Source organism: Chryseobacterium sp. FH1 (assembly GCF_000735135.1).
In the GTDB taxonomy this organism is placed as follows: domain Bacteria; phylum Bacteroidota; class Bacteroidia; order Flavobacteriales; family Weeksellaceae; genus Epilithonimonas.
The window spans coordinates 1,457,998-1,480,461 of the sequence record NZ_JPLZ01000006.1 but is presented as its reverse complement, the minus strand read 5'-3'; the positions used below and the strand labels follow the sequence as shown (position 1 = coordinate 1,480,461).

At 35.8% G+C, this 22,464-nt stretch carries 19 protein-coding genes; 4 read left to right on the top strand and 15 right to left on the bottom strand.

The window, feature by feature from the left end:
- The first annotated feature begins 254 nt into the window (after positions 1-254).
- A complete protein-coding gene (locus IO90_RS13635) occupies positions 255-941 on the top strand; it encodes a DUF421 domain-containing protein (protein ID WP_034969219.1) in 687 nt (228 codons plus the stop codon).
- 108 nt (positions 942-1,049) lie between these two features.
- Complete coding sequence (locus IO90_RS13630; RefSeq protein ID WP_034967590.1) at positions 1,050-1,457, top strand: hypothetical protein; 408 nt, start codon at positions 1,050-1,052, stop codon at positions 1,455-1,457.
- 134 nt (positions 1,458-1,591) lie between these two features.
- Here the strand turns inward: IO90_RS13630 and IO90_RS13625 are convergent, their stop codons facing one another.
- Entirely contained in the window at positions 1,592-2,083 is a 492-nt protein-coding gene (locus IO90_RS13625) for a DUF4142 domain-containing protein (RefSeq protein ID WP_228374690.1), read from the bottom strand.
- 908 nt (positions 2,084-2,991) lie between these two features.
- On the opposite strand from IO90_RS13625, the gene IO90_RS13620 reads away from it, so the two are divergent.
- Positions 2,992-3,849 (top strand): lamin tail domain-containing protein, encoded by an 858-nt coding sequence (locus tag IO90_RS13620; protein ID WP_034967584.1) that lies wholly within the window; start codon positions 2,992-2,994, stop codon positions 3,847-3,849.
- 125 nt (positions 3,850-3,974) lie between these two features.
- On the opposite strand, the gene IO90_RS18915 is transcribed toward IO90_RS13620, so the two are convergent.
- The 12 genes from IO90_RS18915 to IO90_RS13560 form a co-directional block, all read right to left on the bottom strand.
- Positions 3,975-4,172 (bottom strand): hypothetical protein, encoded by a 198-nt coding sequence (locus IO90_RS18915; RefSeq protein ID WP_131450891.1) that lies wholly within the window; start codon positions 4,170-4,172, stop codon positions 3,975-3,977.
- 78 nt (positions 4,173-4,250) lie between these two features.
- Positions 4,251-5,564: a GEVED domain-containing protein gene (locus tag IO90_RS13615; protein ID WP_034967581.1), complete on the bottom strand. Its 1,314-nt coding sequence runs from the start codon at positions 5,562-5,564 to the stop codon at positions 4,251-4,253.
- A gap of 17 nt (positions 5,565-5,581) precedes the next feature.
- Positions 5,582-6,211: a cupin domain-containing protein gene (locus tag IO90_RS18485; RefSeq protein WP_165570281.1), complete on the bottom strand. Its 630-nt coding sequence runs from the start codon at positions 6,209-6,211 to the stop codon at positions 5,582-5,584.
- Between the two features lie 182 nt (positions 6,212-6,393).
- Positions 6,394-7,047, bottom strand: a complete 654-nt coding sequence (locus IO90_RS13605) for a hypothetical protein (protein WP_034967579.1) — start codon at positions 7,045-7,047, stop codon at positions 6,394-6,396.
- Between the two features lie 468 nt (positions 7,048-7,515).
- Positions 7,516-8,205, bottom strand: coding sequence for a hypothetical protein (locus tag IO90_RS13595; RefSeq protein ID WP_034967573.1), 690 nt, complete (start codon positions 8,203-8,205; stop codon positions 7,516-7,518).
- Entirely contained in the window at positions 8,205-9,203 is a 999-nt protein-coding gene (locus IO90_RS13590; protein WP_034967570.1) for a hypothetical protein, read from the bottom strand. The genes IO90_RS13595 and IO90_RS13590 overlap by 1 nt, the downstream gene beginning before the upstream one ends.
- Before the next feature lie 28 nt (positions 9,204-9,231).
- On the bottom strand, positions 9,232-9,819 hold the full coding sequence (locus tag IO90_RS13585; RefSeq protein ID WP_131450890.1) for a hypothetical protein: 588 nt from the start codon (positions 9,817-9,819) through the stop codon (positions 9,232-9,234).
- A 19-nt stretch (positions 9,820-9,838) separates the two neighbouring features.
- Positions 9,839-10,498 carry a hypothetical protein gene (locus tag IO90_RS13580; RefSeq protein ID WP_131450889.1) on the bottom strand — a complete coding sequence of 220 codons (660 nt, stop codon included), beginning with the start codon at positions 10,496-10,498 and terminating at the stop codon, positions 9,839-9,841.
- Positions 10,499-10,646: 148 nt separating this feature from the next.
- Entirely contained in the window at positions 10,647-11,027 is a 381-nt protein-coding gene (locus IO90_RS13575; protein ID WP_131450887.1) for a hypothetical protein, read from the bottom strand.
- Between the two features lie 276 nt (positions 11,028-11,303).
- Complete coding sequence (locus IO90_RS18480) at positions 11,304-14,318, bottom strand: ATP-binding protein (protein WP_051878693.1); 3,015 nt, start codon at positions 14,316-14,318, stop codon at positions 11,304-11,306.
- A gap of 362 nt (positions 14,319-14,680) precedes the next feature.
- Positions 14,681-15,817: a hypothetical protein gene (locus IO90_RS13565; protein WP_051878690.1), complete on the bottom strand. Its 1,137-nt coding sequence runs from the start codon at positions 15,815-15,817 to the stop codon at positions 14,681-14,683.
- 1 nt (position 15,818) lies between these two features.
- Positions 15,819-16,634 (bottom strand): RNA polymerase sigma factor, encoded by an 816-nt coding sequence (locus IO90_RS13560; protein ID WP_051878688.1) that lies wholly within the window; start codon positions 16,632-16,634, stop codon positions 15,819-15,821.
- A gap of 396 nt (positions 16,635-17,030) precedes the next feature.
- Here IO90_RS13560 and IO90_RS13555 point away from each other — a divergent pair, with 396 nt between their 5' ends.
- Positions 17,031-17,255 carry a helix-turn-helix domain-containing protein gene (locus IO90_RS13555; RefSeq protein WP_034967556.1) on the top strand — a complete coding sequence of 75 codons (225 nt, stop codon included), beginning with the start codon at positions 17,031-17,033 and terminating at the stop codon, positions 17,253-17,255.
- A 306-nt stretch (positions 17,256-17,561) separates the two neighbouring features.
- On the opposite strand, the gene IO90_RS13550 is transcribed toward IO90_RS13555, so the two are convergent.
- Positions 17,562-20,588: a type I restriction endonuclease subunit R gene (locus tag IO90_RS13550; protein WP_034967553.1), complete on the bottom strand. Its 3,027-nt coding sequence runs from the start codon at positions 20,586-20,588 to the stop codon at positions 17,562-17,564.
- Positions 20,588-22,399, bottom strand: a complete 1,812-nt coding sequence (locus IO90_RS13545; protein ID WP_034967549.1) for a DUF262 domain-containing protein — start codon at positions 22,397-22,399, stop codon at positions 20,588-20,590. The genes IO90_RS13550 and IO90_RS13545 overlap by 1 nt, the downstream gene beginning before the upstream one ends.
- Between the last annotated feature and the right edge of the window lie 65 nt (positions 22,400-22,464).

The window sequence follows — 22,464 nt, the reverse complement described above, 5'->3', positions numbered from 1 at the left end:
ACAATGATAGATTTCGGAAAGTGTCTGTATGAGGGATATGTAATGGAACGTTAAAGTAAAATTCGGTCATAGTTAAATTTTCAAAATCAAAAATAAACAGAACTTAAAATTCTTATTATGATTAGGGTCATATTCACAATTAGAAATAATTTTTAATTAGCTGAAACTTTGAAGTTGATCAGATTAAGTAATGACATCGTATGTAAATGCTTGGCGGGGATTTTGTTTATCTGCAACCAAACACTTTAAACATTATGGATTTAGATTGGAACAAGATATTTATTGGTGATTTCGATTTCAGCTTTGCGGTAGAAATTGTCATTCGCACCCTCATAATGTTCAGCATGGTACTTTTGATCCTGCGTCTGTCAGGAAAGAAGGGTGTCCGTCAGCTTTCACTATTTGAAGTGGCTATCATCATTGCCCTGGGTTCTGCGGCTGGAGATCCCATGTTTGACAAAAACACCGCCATCATTCCCTCCGTAATCGTTTTTGTATCCATCATTGCACTCTACCGCACCATTACTTATTTTGCAATGAAGAGTGAGAAATTTGAAGACTTCATAGAAGGTGAGCCACTATACGTGATTGAAGATGGCAAATTCGTATTGGGAGTGAAGAAAGACCATACTTTTGCCAAGGATGAATTTTTTTCGGAAATGAGACAGGAGTCTATCGAACATTTGGGACAAGTGAGAACGGCAATTCTGGAAACGACTGGAAATATCAGCTTTTATTATTACCAAGATAATGATGTTGGATACGGCCTGCCAGTGCTTCCAAAATTATACGAAAAGAAACAAAGCTCCATTACAACAGACGGCATGTATGCATGTACCTACTGTGGTCATTCTGAAGAACTAGATCGTGGTAAACATTGCTGTTCAAGATGCGATCATTCTGAATGGGTGCCGGCAATCAAAACTCTACGACTTACCTGATGAAAATTAAAAGATGCAATCATAATTGGCCTTGGTCTGAATCTTGAGATAACATATTTAGAATTATTTCAGATTCTTCAATCAAATAAACAATCAAATTCAAATATTATGTACAAGAAAATTTTAGCGGGCTTTGGTGGTGCCATTGCCTTAAACATTCTGCATGAGACCATCAGGAAGAACTTCGACAATGTACCACACATCAATGAACTGGGTGAGGAAGCGCTATTGAAGTTGACAGATAACACATCGATCGATATCAGTGGTGAAAATTCACTTTACGCTGCCACGCTTGCAGGCGATATCATCAGCAATGGTCTATATTACGCGTCCACCGCTACCAATCACAATATAAGTTCAGGATTATTGATGGGAATAGGCGCAGTAGCACTTCCGAAACATATCGGTTTGAATGATAAACCTGTTGCTGAAAATTTCAAGAAGAAGGCTATGACAGTTGGTTATTATCTATTCGGTGCTTTGGTAACAAAGTTGATTTACGACAAAATCAAATAAATCAAGAAATCGTCACATGCTCAAGTTTAACTACGAATAACAATTCGGCCACCAATCTGTGATGTTTAAAAACAAAAAGAGAGATAGTTTTAGACTACCTCTCTTTTTTATTGAAATTTTGATTTCAGAAATTATTACTTAACTGCACTTTTTGCTTTTTCCGATTCCATCAGGTGATGTTCTAATGTCGGTACAGTTTTGCTGGCAAAAGATTTCAATGAAGCCTCTCCTCCATCGGCAGCTTGTTTTTTGAATTCTGCAATATCTTTCTTGTGATCCGTCACCATGGCTTCGGCATAGGCTTTATCAAAATCTACTCCTTTTTTGGCTTTCAGGTCATCGTACATTTTCTGTTGCTCTGCTTTTAAACTCGTTGGCAATGTATAGCCAATTGATGTGGCCCAACTTTTAAGCTCTTCGTTTGCCTTGCTATGATCTTTTACCATCATTGTCCCTAAAGCCTTAACCGAAGCGTCCGTAGCCTGGGATTGAGCGAGCTCTCCCATCATCACTTCCATCATTCCGCCAGTTGCTGCCGCATCAGCGAATTTTTTGTCTTGATCTGTCAAAGCGGTTGTTGTAGCGCCCGCGACTGGAGCAACATTAGCCGAGTCTTTGACCATCATTGAACTGTCATTTGCAGCCGCGGAACTATCAGTTGAATGATCCAAATGTGTTGTTTCTTTTTTCTCGCAAGCAATCATGGCACCTATCGCGATAATTGTTAAGATTGACTTTTTCATAATAAAATTTTGTTGTGGTTAATAATATAATATGTGTTGAATGTTGTTCAATAGCAAAACTATTTTTAGTATGTGAATTTTAATAGTTTGATATTCTATCTTTTACAACAATCAAGCCGTTGAATATTATTTTGAAGAAATAGAAATCCAAATTAGGGAGCTATATATTTCCTCATCCATTTAATACAGATATTATTTATGATTTAGCCTTAAGTTGATGTAAAGTGTCATCTCAATATTGCATACAAATACGATCGATCGTACACAAAATTATGAGAGTGGATGTTTTTAACATATTTGAATTACGTGATTGTCTATTATTCTTTTTTTAAGCTGTCTATTTTCTCTTACTAAAGCCAGTTTCCTCCAAACAAATTTGAAATTCCATCTACAAATCCCTTTAAGTGCTATTAAAAGTAATCGCATGAGTGGAAAAACTATTGTAAAATTTGAAAGTCGTGGGCATTATGATACAAATCATAAAAATTTATATATCAGCTTATTAATTTAGTTTAATAACAAGAATAAAAACTGAATATATGATTAAAATCCCTTCTACAGATGCTTTTGCAATTTAAAACTGAAAATTAAAGTGCAGATTTGAAATTACCGTGTAAGAATTTTCCCATTCATCTACAAAATGAGTGATATTAAACTATTGTGTGTTTTTATTATCATATCCTTAAAAATAACAATAATTAATCATTATAAAGTCAATAAAAAGACATAAAAACAATAAATATGGCATATTAATTGTAATATTTTTCTCAAATCAATAAAAATTTATTATTATGAGAAAATTTTTTACTATCATCGGACTTGTTTCCTCGTTTGCATTTTATAATGCGCAGATTGTCATCAATGAAGTTTATACAGGTGGTGGTTTACTCACCGCAATTCTCACGAATGACTTCATCGAATTAAAAAATATTGGAACATCTACCCAAACATTGACTGGTGCAACAATCCAATACGGACCACCCTCGGGACAATTTTCACAATACCACACATTGCCAACAATAACCCTTGGCCCCGGACAAACCTATTTGATACAGCAAGCTTCGGAGGGCCTGGGAGGCATCAACCTTCTCAATCCCAATCTCATTGTAGATGTTGTGTTAAATTTTGATGGGTCTGCGCCACTTTTAGGCGTTGGAATACAACTAGGGCTAACATCGGGAAAAGTCGCATTGGCAACTAACAGTACTCGTGTTACGGGGCCTACTTCCTCTAACGTTATAGATTTTGTTGGATATGGTACCGCAGATCAATACGAAGGCGCTGGAGCAGCACCTTCCCCAACTATACTCAACTCCATTACGAGGATTTCAGCGGACACCAACAATAACAATGTAGACTTTACAATAGCCTTTCCTACTCCACAATCTACTGGTACCATATTGGCCGTAGATGATTCAAATTCCAACAAATCGGTTTTTATTAAGAATACACTTGTTAAAAATAACGAGATCATATTTGGATCAGACGTGCAGGATTTAAAACTTTTCAATATGTCTGGACAACTCGTGAAAACGGTAAGCTTAAAGGGAAGTTCCAAATTGAACATCTCCGATTTGCCAAAAGGTCATTACATCGTGACAGGAAATGTGAACAATAAGAAAGTCACAGAAAGAATTTTGAAAGAGTAATTATGAACCACCAAAATGAAAGCTACCAATCTTGGTAGCTTTTTTTATGTAACAACCTTGTTTATCTCTTCCAAGAGAAAGGTTAATTTTACTTACCCAAAAAACGAAGTAGTTCATTCTGATCGTTAACTAAATAGATTTGCATATCCACTTTCAATTAATTCTTTATATTTATCCTTATACTCTCCTGATAAGAATGAATGATCAATCCAATTAAATCCTAATTTTTCATTCTTTTGAAAACGCTTGGCAATACCGTTGATTTCTTTATAATTAAGTCTCATCGTTTGACCTAGCTGCTCAAAATTTTCAGAATATCTCAACAACCAGTTTTTTCATCACTTTTGCAACTTACAATCAGAAATAAGTTGCAAAAGTTTAGAAATATTTTTTTTGTTGAATTATTTCTTGATGATTTTTACGGATTCCGTTCCTATATCGGTTTGGATTTTAGCTACATAAACACCATAAGTTAACCCTGCTAAATTCAACTCTGCATTTTTAGAACTAAATTTTTGAGCCAAAACTTCTTGACCATTTGCATTGTAAATATGAATTTGTTGAATGTTATTTTGAGATTTAAATTTCACAAAATCGGTTACTGGATTGGGGTAAGCAATCGTTTTTTCTTTTGCCGTAAAATCTTCGACACCCAAATTTTCTTCCACCAAAAGCGTGTAATCTTCTACTTCTCCGTAGAATGTGTTAGACAATTTGTAACATGGGCTCGGATTGGGTTCACTGTACCCCAGCATGATACGCATACGTGTTTCTCCCAGCTCAGCATCTTCCGGAATAGTGATATTAATTGTATGCGGTCCTTGTGCAGAAACATTAGAAGCAATGGTGTAAATTTCATTTGCATCGTCAAAATCTTTGTCTTGGTTCCAATCGATAAAAGCATAGATATATTCATTGATGCCGAGCGTTATAGAAACAGAAATCGGATACGTTTTTCCTTGCTTTACAGGAGTGGAATTGTCTGTTGATGCTACTGTTTGGTAATCGGGATGATCATACGCAAACCTTCCTGAGTTCTGATTGAGACCAGCAAAACTCACATTTGTAATATGTTCAAAGCTATTTTCAAAAAAGGGCACACAATAATCGTCATATTTCATGAGAAGTTCCGAATAAGTCAATGTTCCACTGTCACCACCCGTTTTATCCATCAGATAAATAGTCCAGTTAGAATTTACAGTACCCACATTTTTTGCCGTAATCTCGGAAAAAGATTGATAGGTTGGAGTTCCTTCCAAATTGTTCCAACTTGTACGGAATGCTCCTTGAGGTATGATTTCATTGCTAGTCAAGTCCGCCCCAATTTGTTCGCTGATTTTTGCTGAATAGTCATCAAACAAAATCATATTGGCGGAAGACAAATTTGCCATATTGCCATAAGGAGCTCCTGTAACAGCATTTGTACCGGGACGATGCATCAACCCGATTGTCCCTCCATTAGGCATTTGTAAACGCATGGTCAAATCTCCTACAAATGAGTGATCCATTCTGACTCCTAGATTGAGATAATAAAGATGTGAACCATTTGGGATTCCACTTACTGTTATCGGTAAAGAAGCCAATGTAGAATTGTCTGGAATTGGCAAATCAGTATCGTTCGAGAAATATGCAGTTCTTTGCGCATTGGCGTTTCCGAGCATGAAAAAAGCTAAAAGCTTAATGCTGTTTTTGATAAAATAAAAATTGGTTTTCATAATAAAGTGCTTTAGTGTTAATGATTAATTGTCAAATTTTTCATTGCAGATTCCACATCTATCGGCGGACCCACATATACATTATTTTTCATAATATCCTGGAGAAGTTCGGGAGAAATGTTTTCCTGCAATATCTTTTCGTTCATATAACCGATTTTACAAAATAATTCGTAAAACTTCTCCAAATTCTCATTAATTGGCTGATGGATGATGACCAGATTTCCTGGATTTCCTGCTACCGGATTCGCAAAAGTATGCGGAACGCCTTTCGGAACGAAAACAGTATCACCTTCGTTGCCAAAAAAAACATCATCGTTTATTTGAAATAAAAACTCTCCGGAAGCGACAAAGAATATCTCATCGCTTTGATGATGAATGTGTAATGCGGGTCCGCCAATCTCAGCATTTGTAAGTTTTGAGGCAGAACTTATATACAATTGGCTATCAGTATCGGCAGATGAAACGATACATCTTCCGTGCAGATTTTCGGCACTTGCAGTTTTCCCAAAAAATCGACTTTCGTTGGATTTTAAATGGTAGGGTTTTTCATTTTGCAATTTTTTTTTCTTAGGTTCTGAAAGCAGATTTGCTAAGGAAAATGCAGGAATCGACAACAGTGCTGTTGTTATAAAATTTCTTCTTTTCATATGCAGATATTTATTTTTTTTAAAGGTCATATGTATTACCAATTCGGGAAGTTTATCTTTCACAAATTCATAAAAAGCATTTCAATCAAAATATTTTCATATTCTGACAATTCCATCAATCTATTAAACAATTAATAATCAAATACATACGCAAAAGATAAATTTAATCCACCAATTAAGCATTAGTAATTTTCGTAGCTGTATATTTTGAAGTCCCCTGTATATTGTAGAAGTATAAACAGCTTTCCTTGCTCAGTCAGTTTAAAACCAAAGTAGGTTTCGTTGTTAATGCTTGCTTTAAAGCCTCCAACGCCACATTCATAATAGCTTCCGGTATTGTTAGGATGTTGTCCTGATAAAAAAGTATTATCGGCATTAAACCGAATGATTGTTGTGCCATTAACCTCTTTAAAAGTGGTTCCCTTTACCGAAGAAAATTTAGATAAAGGGATGATGCCAGCACCATCTCCTAACTTATCATTGGGATGGTTGATGTCGTAATATTTGGCCGATTTCACCAGTACAGTACCATCATTATTTTTCTCCAGTTCGAAGGTGTACATTACCGATCCATTATTGTTGAGGTCTATGGAAAGGATGTTATTTTCTACCTTCACTTCTTTTATGGTTCTGTTGTTTATGCCATCTATTGTAGCTTTGATGGTATTTCCTGTCTTATCAAAATACATAAAACGTATGTATGAATCTCCTCCTCCGTTAAACTGAAGTGCCCAATACATTTGATATCCCAACAAATCCTCTGCAGAAACATTGGTATTGATAGTTTCAGGTTCATCATTTTCTCTATTACAAGCTGATAAGCTTAAAATGAGCATTAAAAAACAAATTAATTTCAATGTTTTCATAACGTTATCTTTTTCTAGTTTATAAAATCTTATTTATGATATCAATTCTGCTTATTTTACTCTTGGGTTTCTGTCACAAAAATCCCCTTTGCAACTGCATTATTAGAGCCGCGTCTGTAAGGTTTAGAGCTTCCCCATTTTCCCAGACCTTTGCAAATGAGTGAATTATTGGTTTTATAACCACATATGTAGACATCACCGCCTATTGTGAAAATGTAATTTACTGCTCCTGGAAAGTTTTCTGAAGAGATGGTGACTGTCGTATTATTTTTCCAGAATGCTGTGTTAACCGTTCGATTATGTGTGCACCTCTAACTTTTTGATTGTTTTTAGGGTATACAATCGTGACGTCTTTCTGTTTCTTGCTTTGGCTTTTGACTTCGTTGTTTGTAATGAGGAATAAGAAAGCACCACATAAGATGATGATATTCTTCATAATCATTTTAATTTTTGCTTTATGAGATGAAAAGCTTTAACCCAATCATCTTCATCTATTTTATTGGTGAGAACATCGTCCTGAAATGTTGTTTTGGTGACATAAAATACACGTTCCACAACTTTAAAATACAACTGAAATGAGGGCAAATAGTAAATACGTGGAGCATTCATTTCTGTGGATGAAAATTTTCCGGGAATGATTTTATAGGTGTTGATTAATTTTCCTTTACGAAAATGTTTTAAGCCTTCTTTTGGAGATATCTCAATCTGGTCATCATATTCAAAACCCTTCAATTCCTTCGCTTCGTTTTTAGAAATATAAAACAATGAATTCTCTATATTCTCCAGGTTTCTATTTGGTAGTTTAGGAATCCCGAAATCGCCTGCGGTATAGCCATCTGCTACAAATTTGTCTACTCCTCTTCCAATTCCAAATCGTGCGACTTGCTTACAATGGCTGTCATAGAAGATTCGACCATTATAACAATCCATACAGCGTCTATCGCTTTTTATGGAAAATTCATATACCTTTCTATCTTCGTCTAGCTCAATTATTCTTTCAAATTTTATCTTGCTGAGGCTACCCACATTTTCTTTTTCAATTTCTTTTAAACAATCTGTAAGTTCCTGCGCTTGATAAAAATTGGCAATCAGGAAGAATATCAGGTTAATTAATATTAGCTTTTTCATCAGATGGCTTTGGTTTTCATTCGGGAAACTTGGATGGTTTTAGAATTCACGGCTTGTCCTTTTTCATTTATAAGACTTGCCGTAATGGTATAAGTGTTTGCCCAATAGGAATAGTCATTTGATTTTTTAATCAGTTTGATTTCGTCCGTAATCCACATTTTCATTAAGGAATTGTAACGCACATTGTAAGTTCCCCAAATCGCATTGTTGACTGTAGTGGTATTTTTATCAATCGTCGGGATTGGAAATATTGGACCTACATTGCCAATTTTTATTTCTGATTTGGATTTGTAACCGGAAAATCGAACTTCCACTCTTACCAATGCGCCTTCCGGAGCTTCTCCGCTAACGTAAAACCCATCATTGCCCACGTTTTTGTTATCAAACGGTGAAATGATTTTGAAATTGGAAATAGCACCGCCTTTGATAAGAGGTTCGTCTTTTTGTGGTTTTCCTGAAGATTCATTCGTATTGTTTTCCATTGCCGGTATTTTCATCGGGACGGTTTTCAGAAATAATTTTGGCGAAGTTTTGTATTCGATGTTTTTGCTTTCGTAGTACTTTGACCCTGATTTTTGAGAAACAAAGGCAAATATTTTTGTATCAATGGCCTTCGGATCAAACAAAACCTGGATAGGCGGGCTTTGCCAAATGCCTTTCTCATCTGCTTTGATGCTGAATTCCTGTGGATTGTGCTCTTTTGTACTTATTCGTAAGGTTGGTTTACCTGATGGATTTGCAGGAAAATTATATATAGGAGAAACCCTCAGATTGATATAAGTATTAGGTTCTGCTTTTCCTATTATTACAAACGGTCCGTCTATTACAGAACCAGCCGTTGGAAAGGTAATAGCAGGTTTGTTTTCTATTTCCTGACTGCTCGGTTTTGGTTTTCTTTTCAGTTTTTCACCTGATTGGGCATTAACATTTAGACTGAATATAATTATAAAAACTAATGAAAGTAATGCTTTGGATAGGTATAAAATATTTGTTTTCATAATGAAATTTTTTAAGATTGCTTAATGATTATCTTTTTTTAGATGGCGTTTTCGGTGGAATGGGTTGAGGATTGAGAATGACCTTGTCCTTCGGATGTACGATGATTGGACCATTTTTAATATCCTTTGTTTTCCACCTTTTGTAATCGTCTATGTCTATAGCCGCATTCCATATTGCAGATGTTCTGCCTTGGTAGAGTTGATAGATAAATAATGAATATTCTGTTTTTCCTTTAACAAGCTTTACATTGGGTTTATGGTATGGCAAAGGTTCTACATAGAGCTTGTGAAACTGCCAATTTCCGTATGGGGCAAGACTCACTTTGCTGATGCTTTTATTTACATATTGTTTCGGGTCACCTTCTCTGTAATAGCTTACTTGAAATTCACTCACAATCTCGGACTGAGGTGACCATACACTATTGCGTATTTCCGAAAATGCTACACCTTTGACATCGAATGGAATTGGAGTAGTCATTCTTCTTCCGGAAGGCTGACCTACAACTTGTGGAGTTGTAAGGTCTTGTGCTTGCAAAACTTGATTGATATTTATGATTAGAAGTAAACTGATTCGTAGTATGCCCCTAAAATGCACATTAAAAATATTGGTACTCATAATAATTTTTATTTTGAAATTATTGTTTTTGGAAAGTTCCAATCTGCTGAGCAAGAGGAAAAAGTTGCCTGTACCCCTCTAATTTACCATCTACCAGAATCCATAGAGATCGTTTGTTCGCTTCAATTGAATATGCAGCGACGTTTTTTATAATCTTATATTCCTGATTAGGATCAATCGGATTAGGATATGATTCGGAGTAATGAGTGCCAGAGAACCTTAAATTTACAGCATATTGGGTATTTGTTCCCGGAACTCTCCACGATCCAACATAGGTATTGCCATTGAGCTGGTTTATATTTGAAATTTTCACTAATGATAATTTATAATTAAGTTGATCCGCATTATTGGCTGATACAATCGTTTTATTTTGAATCTTAAATTCTCTGACAACGTAACCTGCACTATAAATTTTTACGATGCCATCTACAAAAGTGTAAGTATAATTATAGCCTTCAATCGGGGCAAAGGTGTGATACTCAATAGATTTTCCTTGAGCCTCCTTTTCAAAAGTTAGAATAAAAGTTGATGATTGGTTATCATCCTTTGCCAATGCTACAAGCACATAATCTGTAATATCAAAAGAATCTTCAACAACTTCTGGTTCTTTATCGTCTCTTCTGCAAGACATCAAACCAATCATCAGCAGAAATATCGAAATTATTTTAAGTGTTTTCATAATGACATAATTATTTAGATTGATTGGATGTTTTTCTACTAACAGACCCTATAATAGATTTGAATTCTTAACTAAACTCAGTCAGGTGTGTAGATCAAGACAATGATTAGAAGTATTACCAAAATGAGTAAAGCTGGAAATTGCTTTTTTATTGTAATCTCTTAACTGCAAGTCCGTTTATTCCTTGGTTTCTCATTTTGCAAGTATCTTCAATCACAGAAAAACGCAAAGAATCTTTAGCAAAAAATGCAATTTTGTATTTCCCTTCGTAGTGCTCATTACAAAGTGAATCGGAGATGATCATAACATCTCCGTTGATTGTATATTTACCGGTGACGAATAATTTTCCGTCGGTAAATCCTTCATAATTATTATCTGCACCAAAATGCGCCTTCAAAACATACGGTTTTCCATTATGGCGGAGATGGGCATCCCAATCACCAATTACGGAAGTATCGGTTTTTGAATTATTATTCTGGCAAGACATCAACAAACAAGTTGTAATAAGGCTAAAAATTAAAGTTTTCATAATTGTAAGATTTAATAAGTTATTGGATATTTCTTTATTTCGATAGTCCAAAGCTACATTCAGAAACAAAAAAAAGCATTTGCTGTTGTTGCAAATGCTTTTGATATTGTGCGTTTAAACGAATTATTATTGTGTGTTTTGATTTTGTTGCATATTAATTTGAATTTGTTGCCAATTAAAAACCTTAAGGCGCAAAATCAAGCATTAAAACATTAAAAAGATATTTGAAAATCTGAAAAGTCAGGGATTTGTGCTAAATTCTAGTGTATTTAAAAACTAATCTTTATTAACTGCACTTGGTGGATAGCCAAAATGTTTTGCGAAACTGGTAGAAAAATTTGCAGGATTTCCGTAGCCTACCATAAAACCTACTTCCGCAATAGAGCCTGTCTTTTTTTCCAACAGTTCGTGCGCTTTTTGCATACGAATGGTGCGCAAAAGCTCACCTGGACTTTGGTTGATCAATGCTTTGAGTTTCCTGTGGAGTTGCGTTCGGCTAAGACCAACTTCGCTCCCCAAGGATTCTGCACTTAGCTGCGCATCATCTATCCGATCATTAATAATGTCTTTTATTTTTGATAAAAATGATTGCTCTATTGATGGTAATTTGGAAATTTCGCTCAGCCAACCCTTATTTTGAGAAAATTTTGATCTTAGTTTTTGACGTGTCGTAATGAGATTTTCGATGATGGCTATTAATTCTGTTTTATCGAACGGTTTTGCAAGGTATGCGTCGGCACCGGATTTTATCCCTTGGATCTTGCTGTCCTGATCGGTTTTTGCCGTTAGCATAACAATGGGAATGTGGCTTGTGCGCTCATCATTTTTGAGTGTATCGCAGAGTTCATATCCGTTTTTTTTGGGCATCATAAGATCGGTGATCACCAGATCGGGTATTGTTTCCTGGGCTATTTGTATTCCTTCTTCGCCGTTACTGGTTGACAGGACTTGATAGTTTTTCTTTAACGTAATTTCTATAAATTCACGAAGTTGCTCATTGTCTTCCGCTATTAAAATGGTTTCTTTAGTTTGCTGATCTTCTTCATCGTCAATTAATTCGATACTGCTGTGGCTGTCGTATATTTCAGATAAAGATGATGTGACCGTTTCTTCAGAATTTTTATCCGCAGAGAAATAGGGTAATCTTACAGTGAAAGTTGAGCCCTTATTTTCTTCGCTATTGACCTCAATACTTCCGTTTAAAAGTTCCACCAATTCCTTCACTAAAGCTAATCCGATGCCTGCACCTTCCCTATCGCGAGAATCAGAAGTGTCTGCTTGATAAAACCGATCAAAGATATAGGGCAATTTTTCTTTTTTAATACCAATTCCTTTATCAATTACTTTAATTTCAAAATAGTTTTCATTCAATTTTTGGAATATGACATCTACAGAACCATTTTTCTCACTAAATTTTATCGCATTTGAAACCAAATTCTGTACAATTTTTTCAAGCTTGTCAAGATCCGTTTGTACCCAAAGTTCCTGTTGCCCAGTTTCAAATTTCAGTTCAAGATAATGGTGCTCCGCTAAGGAACCAAATTGCTTCACGTGCAATTCCAGCCATTTCACGATGTCGATATTTCGATAGTCCACCTTCATTTGCCCGCTTTCGAGACGGCTCAGATCCAAAAGTTGATTAATGAGTTGCAAAAGACGTTCGCTGTTTTTCAGGATATATTTGGCATATTGCTTTGCTGTTTCTTTGTCTGGATTTTGCAACAGTTCTTTCGCAGGATTAATAATCAGTGTCAGCGGTGTCTTGAATTCGTGCGTCAGGTTTATAAAAAATCTAGATTTGGCAGCATCCATCTCTTGCAATTTTTCTGCCTGATCCCGAACTTGCGCCGTTCTTTGTAGAACTGTTTTTTCAAGATGATCCGCCTGCTCGGAGATAAGTCTGTTTTTTTCTAGTTCCTTTTCCAGATTTTCTTCGGACAGCTTTTTGTTTTCTACCAGTTGAAAAGCGAGATTTCTATTGGTTGCAGCAATATCGATCGCCAAATAAATTGAAAACATAAGAGGCATTAATAGATTGCCCCAACCAAACAAAACCATCACCTGTTGCAGGGTAAACCATCCAAACTGGTTAGAACCTGCTATAGTTCCCATTACTATAAATATGAACATTCCGACAAGAAGCAACCACAATTTTTTGTTTCCATTTTTGATGGCTTTGAGCAAGAAAAATACCGCATCAGTAAAAAAAACCAGCAAAAATATATTTTGATGCCAATTCTGAAACCAATCTAATTTGCTGTCATTCCACGTATCATACCAATTAAATAGAAAATAAACCGCGATCGGTACTGATGCCAAAAGCATAAGAATAGTTCGTTTGATTGGTAATTTGCCAAAAGCCGCATAGTATAATAAAAGAAATCCAAACGTGAGATGAAGCGTAACAAATCCCATGAAGATCTTGCAATAAAAGACTTGCTGAGCCGGACTTGTAGTAACAAAGGTTTGATAACGTGAATACAACCCAATGGCTACGCAAGCAACAAATAGAACATAGTAAAGGTTAATTTTTTGTTTTGGATAAAAGATAAAAATCAAGAGATGCAAAAGAATCAAAATACAGGCGGCAGCAACGCTCATCAGCAATTGATCCATTACGAATTTATCCGCCTTTTGCTTCGCATTCATCTGATGCAAGTCCTGCAAACTAGCCTGAAATCCGTAAAAATTGGGAAATGCTGCGTTATAATTGCAATACCTTATTGCGATAACATGGGTAGCGGTATCGGTAATTGCGAGCGGAATACTGAGGTAGGGTTGCCTACTTGCCACCATATCTTCTTTTGAATCATCAACTTTTCCTATGGTCATTATTTTTTTTCCGTCCAGATAGACTTCTGATGCGCCATCGTGGTTGACTGACATTGCCCAAGTATCGGTTAAATTTGAGTTCGATTTTTGAACCCAAATTCTAAACCAGCCAATTCCCGTCCAGCCTTTTGGCATTGGTGCTCTGCTGTATTTATCTTTCCCGAAATTGGTATTAGAAATAATTTCCCACGACTCATCAGAAAATGCCGGACTCGCAAATTCTATTTTATCTCCGGGATGAAACCTCCAGTGGGAATTTTGTAGCGATATGGGTTTTTCAATTTGTTGGTCCGTAAGGATAACGGTCTGAGATTGGCCAAACAGAAAGACTTGTACTAAAGAAAATAGTACAATATAGATGCTTTTACAAATCCTGAATTTCACCATTCGATCTCTATCAACAAATTGGTTGACATAGCTAAAATACTTTAATTTATTATAAAAATGTTCAAATTTCATAAAAATTATTTCCCCAAACCCTTCCTTCCCTTTACGTCGCAGGAGTAATATCAGGCATAGACTATATCGAATCTTCGATTTCGGCTTTAAGAAATTTAACAATAAGAGATTATCAAAATTTAATGTCTAGTCGATGCAAAATTTAACATAGAAAATATATGAATTTTGTCTCAAAAATAGTTGCAGGTTTAATATAAAATTGAAAATCTAAAAAGGCTCAACCGAATTAGTTGAGCCTTTACTATGAAAAAGTAATTATCCCGAATTACTTAAATTTCTATTTATTGACAAGCTTTTCCATTAAAAAAAGAAGCCCACGCCGTTGTATATACTTATTGAGTATTTAGTGAGTGTTCATGACCTCACCCTACGGGTTTACAAGCACCCTCGTTATTTTTTTTAGCTATCCTATTGATCAATTCGATGCCCGCCTTTTCTGCTTTGTATTTTATTTTTGTCTGCAGCTCATAATAACTCCAGTTGCGGAGTACAAATTCCTGTTCCTTTGCAATGCCTATCTTGTCTTCCTGATCTTTGAGGATCAATGTTCCTGCCTGTTGTTGGATGCAGAAATCAATCAGCTTCCGGCTGTACAGATGAAGCCGATGGCTGACATACCTGCTTTCCAAATCTTCTGTTTTGTACAGTGCCTTTTGTTTGCGTCTGGCTCCATGTCCTGAACGCGCATATTCGACACTAGCTTGGATCCTTTTCTGGCTTGCCTGGATCGCCAATCTGCGATAGAGAAACTCCTCTTTCGAACCGATGTTGATCCGCACATTGTTGGCTTTTGCTACGATGGGATGTTCCAAAGACAGGGAGGCTTCTGCGATGATCTCGGGTTTTAAGAGATGTTCTTCTTTCTCAAATTCAAATACGGCAAGCCAAAATATTTTTCCTGCTTTTAGCTGGATCTGTGAGTTGCAGAGCTTGATCTCTGTTTTTAATAGGCGTTCCATGATCGGCCGTTTGTCTGAGAAATCTCTCCCTAAGTAGGTTTTGACCGGAATCGCGAACATATTGAAGCAAAACGCTTTCTTTTCGGCATCATATCTCATTTTGCTGATGCATTTGACCGGAAGCGGAATTGGAATGTCTTTTTTAAAGTTCCTCAAAGATTTTGTTCCCTGCCAATAGTCTGCCTTATTTTTGGAAAAGGTGGATTGGATCGTATTGTTCAGGCTTCCTAAGATATCGGTGGGAATCTCTCCTTTGAAACGGTCAAAGACCAAGCGTGCCGTTGTATTTGTTTTGGAACGGTTGAGCATTCCCATTTCGTCTTTGCTTGAATCTGCCAACTTGTATTGGATCTCTTCTGTGAGATAAAAGAAATCCTTGATCATCTCCTGAACATACAGATGGGAAGCAATTAAATTTGCCGCACGGAAACAGCGGTTCTGATACCGATAGAGTTTTTCCCACACCTCATTTTTCTCATCGGGTGGAACATCTATCAGCAGCTGAATTTTTCGGGTCAATGTTATCGTGGATCTTTCCATTTCAAAGTGGTATTTCAGAAATGTTTTGATTTTGCAAATGTTGATAGGCATACAGGAATTCCCTATGGACTTCCTTCTCAGGTAATTTGAGTTCTTTGGCAATGACTGCAAATGATGATCTCTGTTCAAACCTTCTTTTCAGAATATCGAGTTGTTGACTGCTGAGTTTTTCTGACTGCACTTTATTATTGAGCGCTTTTTCCTGTGGCTGTTCAAAAGAATTTCTATTCAGAATTTTACGAAGGTCATCTATGGCTCTGCTCACCTCATTGCTGATGCCTGTCACACTGCTTCCCATAGCCTCTGCAATGGGTTTGTATTGGAAGCCATATTCCAGGCAAAGCTCGATCAGGTGTTTTCTTTTGGGAGCCAGAACGGGTAAGACCTTTGTGACCTCATCGAAATTTTTCTGGTCTGATTCCTGGCTGAGGAGATTCTCTCTGTCATGCAGGGGATCATAACCGACGAGATAATCCTGATAATTCTCAAAACTTTCGAGGGAAGCAACCAAGCGGTTAAATTTATTTCTAGGCGCATTGAAATACGAGATGCAATCCCTTTTCATCACAAAGCGTAAGAAGCCAAGAATATGATCAGGCGTCTCTATCGCGTCCCGGTGCAACCATAATTTGAGAAAGACATCCTGAACTAGCGTGTCCACCACAAAATCATCCTTAAGTAAGTGCATCCCGATCCAGAAAAGAAGCCTTCTGTAGCGTAGATGGATATGTCCAAGAGAGGTAGTGTCACCTTTTTTTAGCAGTTCGTAGAGCTGAAGATCGGTCAGATTTCGGGGTGAAGAATTATTTTTTTTCATAAGCAGTGTTTCTTTTAGCAAATTATTGCCGGAAGGAACTGCCTAGATTTCCGTATGAATTCTCTACAACATTGAAAATACACTCACTACATTTTGCCCAAAAGAAAAGGCGTGGAACTCAACTTATTGACTAGAGGCACTGGTATACCCGTGTACGATAAGAGAGCCCACGCCGCGGTCGTGAGCTAATTTACTTATCTTCCCGTACACATAAAAATTACCAGTTTTCTAGTCGAGAATCTAAGCAATAGCTTCGATTATTAATTTTGAAGTATTGCAAAGTTACCTTTATTGTAACTTATTTAGCAAATATAAGATATTTTTATCAATGTAGGTTAATTCGACTACATAATTTTATTAAAATCTTATCATTTTGTCTATTAAAAGTTAACCGCAATGGACAAATTAGAATTTAGAATAGCATTTGGTAAAAGAGTTGAGATCTTTAGAAAAAAGCTAAATTTAAGTTATAGAGAGTTGGCTCAAAAATGCGATGTGGATCATAGTAATATTAGCAAAATAGAAAAAGGGGAAGTAGATATTAGGATTTCTACTATTCAAGAGTTAGCCAAAGGATTAGATGTGCATCCACAGGAACTATTTGATTTTAAATTAAAGTAATAAAATTACTGTTGAACAATTTTTTAAACTTTTAAATGAATAAGATACCAACGAGAGTTGGTATTTTTACTTTTAAGATGAGTGAGTGCTTGGAAAGAGATTTTATTTCTCTGATTAAGAAGTTAGTTTCACTGTACAAAGTAAATTGATTTGTAGGAAAGGATCATGTAGGAAAAGGATATGCTGATGATGACTAGATTCTTAAAAAAAGAAATTAAAAAATGGGTACACTGCGATTCAGATAAAGGTTAAATAAACGGTTTAAAAATAATTACTTTCCAAACCGTTTATTTTGTAGATATATTATTATCTCACATTCACTACCTGCTTAATCGTATTATAAAAGGCCTGATAGAAAGATGGGTCTTGCGCGTATAATTTATACAGCTCTAATTCCTGTTTTCTATGCTGCGACATAACATCATCCAGTATTTTCTTCAGAGCTAATTCTCTGTTTTGGTCATCTGCATTTTGAGCAACTTTCATATTAAAATCAGGATGTGCCTGTACAGATTTGCTTAAAGAAATAAATTTTACTCTCTGATCTTCCGGCGTAGCTTCCCAACCCTGAAACCATTTCTCATTAAATCCACTGATGATATTTTCCAATTCATCTTTTTCTTCTTCTCCGTGTGCACCACGCACATTAGGGTTTTGTGGGTCAACCTGTGTTTCAGAGTCATCAAGAGAAATTTGAGTATTTAATTTTACTCTTTCTAAACCGTATGTAGATAAATCAACTGACTCTAAAAGCTGATCCAACAAATCGTTGTCTTTATCCTCAATTTTTAGTTTTGGAATCAGAAATTTCAAAAACCAAAAAAGCTTTTCCCACGCAATCATTTCATAAGGCAATATAGCTGCAACTTGTCCATATATCTTAACAAACTGTTTTGCCTTGATTTTATAATCTGCTTTGTCTTTCTCCTCTAATTCTAAATCTGAAACAAAACGTTGCGCTGCCATATCGATTATCGGACTTAGAAACTGAGCATCCACTTTAGTAAAGTACTTCTCATTAAAATCTTCAACTTCCGAGTGCTCGTAAATTCCTGAATCATCCAGACTGTCTTTTAATTCGTGGAGAACGTTGATATCTGTTGCACCGCTTAGTGTTGTTGAGGTGTAAAAAGGATCGAACGAAGTTTGGATATCTTCCACTGTATTAAAGAAATCCAGTACAAAGAGGTCTTCGGTTTTTTTAGCCAGCTTGTTGGCAGAACGGTTCAATCTTGATAAAGTTTGCACCGCCAATACACCCTGTAGTTTTTTGTCCACATACATTGCAGAAAGTTTCGGTTGGTCAAATCCGGTGAGGTATTTATTGGCAACCACCAGCATTCTGTATTCGTCTTCATCAAATTTATCCTTGGTTTCACTTTCCGGAAAGCCATTCATTTGGGCTTCGGTGTATTCAATACCATCCACTTCTTTTGTCCCTGAAAATGCAATGACAATTTTAAAAGGATTTCCTCTGCCATTCAACAGTTGCTGCAATGCCTGATAATAACGGATAGCAGATTCTATACTTTGGGTGACAACCATAGCTTTGGCTTTGCCTTTCAGCTTTTTGGTATTCACCACCGATGAGGAAAAATGATCCAGCATTATTTCAGCTTTCGTACCCACCGTTTGCTTATGTTTTTCTACGTAAGCTCTTAATTTTTTCTGTGCCTTGGAAGTATCAAATAATGGATTATCCTCAATTGATTTTTCAATTTCATAGTAACTCCTATATGTTGTATAGTTAGCTAATACATCGAGAATAAATCCTTCTTCAATCGCCTGTTTCATCGAATACAAATGAAAAGGTTTAAAAGAGCCATCTTCCTGTTTTACTCCAAATTTCTCCAGCGTATTATTTTTTGGTGTAGCCGTAAAAGCAAAATAGGAAGCGTTCTTAGTCATTTTTGTGGCTTTCATCGCTTCGAGAATCTTATCCTGATAATCTACCGCATCTGAATCTTCACCTTTATTTCCAATGGCTTCATTCAGTTTGTCGGCAGAACTTCCCGATTGCGAACTGTGCGCTTCATCTACAATTACAGCAAACTGTTTACTGCTCATATCAGCGATGCCTTCAATAATGAAAGGAAATTTCTGAATGGTTGTCACAATAATCCTTTTTCCATTTTCCAGAGCCGACTTTAAATCAGCAGCACGGTAAGCAGGTGCTACAATATTTTTAACTTCTGAAAATTCTTTGATGTTATCTCTTAATTGCTTATCCAGTAATCGTCTGTCTGTCACGACAATCACAGAATCAAACAAAGGTTGATTGGTAGTTTTAGTTCCGGAAACAGCATCGCTTTCAGGATAGGCTTCTATCAACTGATAGGCAAGCCAGGTAATGGAATTGGATTTTCCCGAACCTGCACTGTGCTGAATCAGATAAGTTTCACCGGCACCTTTTTGAATTGTATCTTTTATCAGTCTGCGTACGACATCCAGCTGATGGTATCTTGGAAAATATAACGTCTTTTTGCTCAACGCATCGCTCTCTGCACCGTCAAATCTTACAAAATGCTGAATGATATTGGCAATGCTTTCTCTACGCAAAACATCCTGCCAAAAGTAGGAAGTTTTATGTCCGAAAGGGTTGGGCGGATTTCCTTTCCCAAAATTATTACCAAGATTAAACGGCAGAAAAAAAGTATTGGCTCCGTCCAGTTTGGTGGTCATATAAATTTCATCGGTATCCACTGCAAAATGCACAATACATCTTCCGAAATTCAGCAATGGCTGGGTAATATCACGCTTGTACTTATATTGGTCTACACCGTGCACTTTCGCATTCTGTCCGGTCCAGTGATTTTTCAATTCTATGGTTGAAATAGGAATGCCATTGATGAAAATCACCATATCAATTTCCTCCAGCGGATTGGCAACGGAATATTTTAACTGTCGGGTAACACTGAACTGATTGTTTTCAAAGTTATCTTTGATGCTCTGACTGCTGTTTTGCAAAGGAGCTACATAGAATAATGTAAAATGCGCATCATCCACCGCCAAACCTTTGCGAAGCAAACGCAAAACACCATACTTTTTTACCAGCTTGTCGTAACGGTCTAACACTTTTATTTTCCAGTCCGACTGGCGTTTGAGTTTTTCTAATTCTTCCTTTTGAGTCGTTTCCAAAAAATCCCAAAATCGCACTTCATCCAATGCATATTTTGCATTGAAATCTGCCGGATTGCCGATGCGATAACCGTTACTGCTATAGGGCTCATTCGGTTCGGAAACTATTCCGCTTTTAATATCTTCTGTCGAAATACCGCAGAGGGCTTTTTCTATGGCAGTTTCGAGGGCGAGTTCGTTAGTTTTGCTGGTCATTAAAGATTTATTGGTTTATCATTGAACTTCCAAGTTTCAAAAACTAAATTTAGCAATTTCTCCTGTCTTTGATTGATAGATTCTTTATCCCATTTTTCAAATTCAAAACTGTACTCATTTTTGAATCTATTTAGAGCAGTATTTGCACCTATTTGAAATTCATCATCAAGCAGTTGAGTGGAAATAATTCCAGAATTTTTATATTCATTCTGTTTCTTCTCAAACCAATCGCTGTTCAAATCATTGAAGTTATTGACTGCTTGATTTATCGTTGACTCAATCAAAGTAACGTTTCCTAAACGATATACATAACTAGAATAGTCGTGTTTACTTTCAAATTCCTCCGTTAAAATATCATTCTTTGGAGTTTGAGGTAGTATATGTTCAATTTGTAAATTATACAGATAATCTTTTCCTTTTATCGGAAAATTAGATTTTGCTAATATTGTATTCTCAATCATCCCCAAGACATATCTTTCTCTATAAAGTGGACTATAGTGATAGTGAGTCAAAGTGGGAAATTTGACTAAAAATTCACCTAACCTTTCTTTGATATAAGGTACCATATTTTGTTCGATAACTTCTGCAACTTCATCAATAGTGTTTTTATTTCGAAGTTTTATTGCCCATCTAGTAAATTGATTTTCATTGTTTTTAGCCTGAATCCCTAAACTCACACTGTAAAAAAAGAAACTCTCTATTTGCTTGCCTAAATATTCAATAACATCTATAGTTGCGATTTCATTAAGCGCCATCAATAGGATTAGATGTTGTCTCGATTTATATTTATTAATAAATCCTATGTTGGTAATATTAGGATATTCTCCACCGTCTTTTATTAACTCCGTTGCAATGACTAAATCAGAATACCTTTTAGACATTTTTTTTAATTCCTTGGCGAAAATAAGTGGCTGAGTTTCATATTTAGTATCATTTTTACCCTTTTCAGATAAAAACCATTTGTAAATATCATCTTCTCTCAAAATTCCATCATAATATCTAGACATGAGAAAATACCTAAGAAATCGTAAAGGTGTATTATCTTCTTTACATTTTTGTAGATTGTGAACTATTTCTTTCCATATATCTTTAATGTGATTAAAATCGGCAGGCTTAGCTTTACTGAACAAAAGATTTTTCACCAAATCCATTGCATTGAGTCCAGCTCCTCTCTGATTAATTGTTTCGAAAATCTTTAATGCACTACTTAGATTTTCTGATTCGATTAGAACTAATTCTATTTTAGTAAGAAAATATTTTGCGTAGTTTGTTATTGACTCAACGCTATCATTTAAATAACTTTCTAAATGATTCTTGATTTTGTAATAGGCTTGCTCCATCTTAATAATCGAAGGAGACTTCAAATCGTTGAAATTTGTTTTGGAAATTAATGATTCCAAATAACCTTTACTCTCTTCATACTGCAATTCTAATCGCATTTGAGTTTCATCACTATCCATATCAAAATCGGATAGAAGTTCCTCAATATTTTTAAGATATTGCTCTTGTTTTCTATCTAAATCAACCCCTTGTAATAAATCTCGAAAGGCACATAAAGTAAGAATTATTGTAGTCAGTCTTTGCTGTCCATCAATAACATCAAATTTTTCTTTATTGGCCACAATTATTATTGACCCGATAAAGTAACCTTTTTGTTTTGTTACATCCTCATCGTATTCGTTATCGATATCTATTAGAAACTGCTCTACCTGATCTTCTGGTTTCCAGACATATTCTCTTTGATAATCTGGAACTATGAAGAAATAATCCTTTAATTTTGATATACTTTTAACTTGTGCGTCTATTTCCATACTATTAATTTTCAGTATTGTGTCTATGTTGTAATTGTTTTTTTTATCAATATTTAGAATTACTT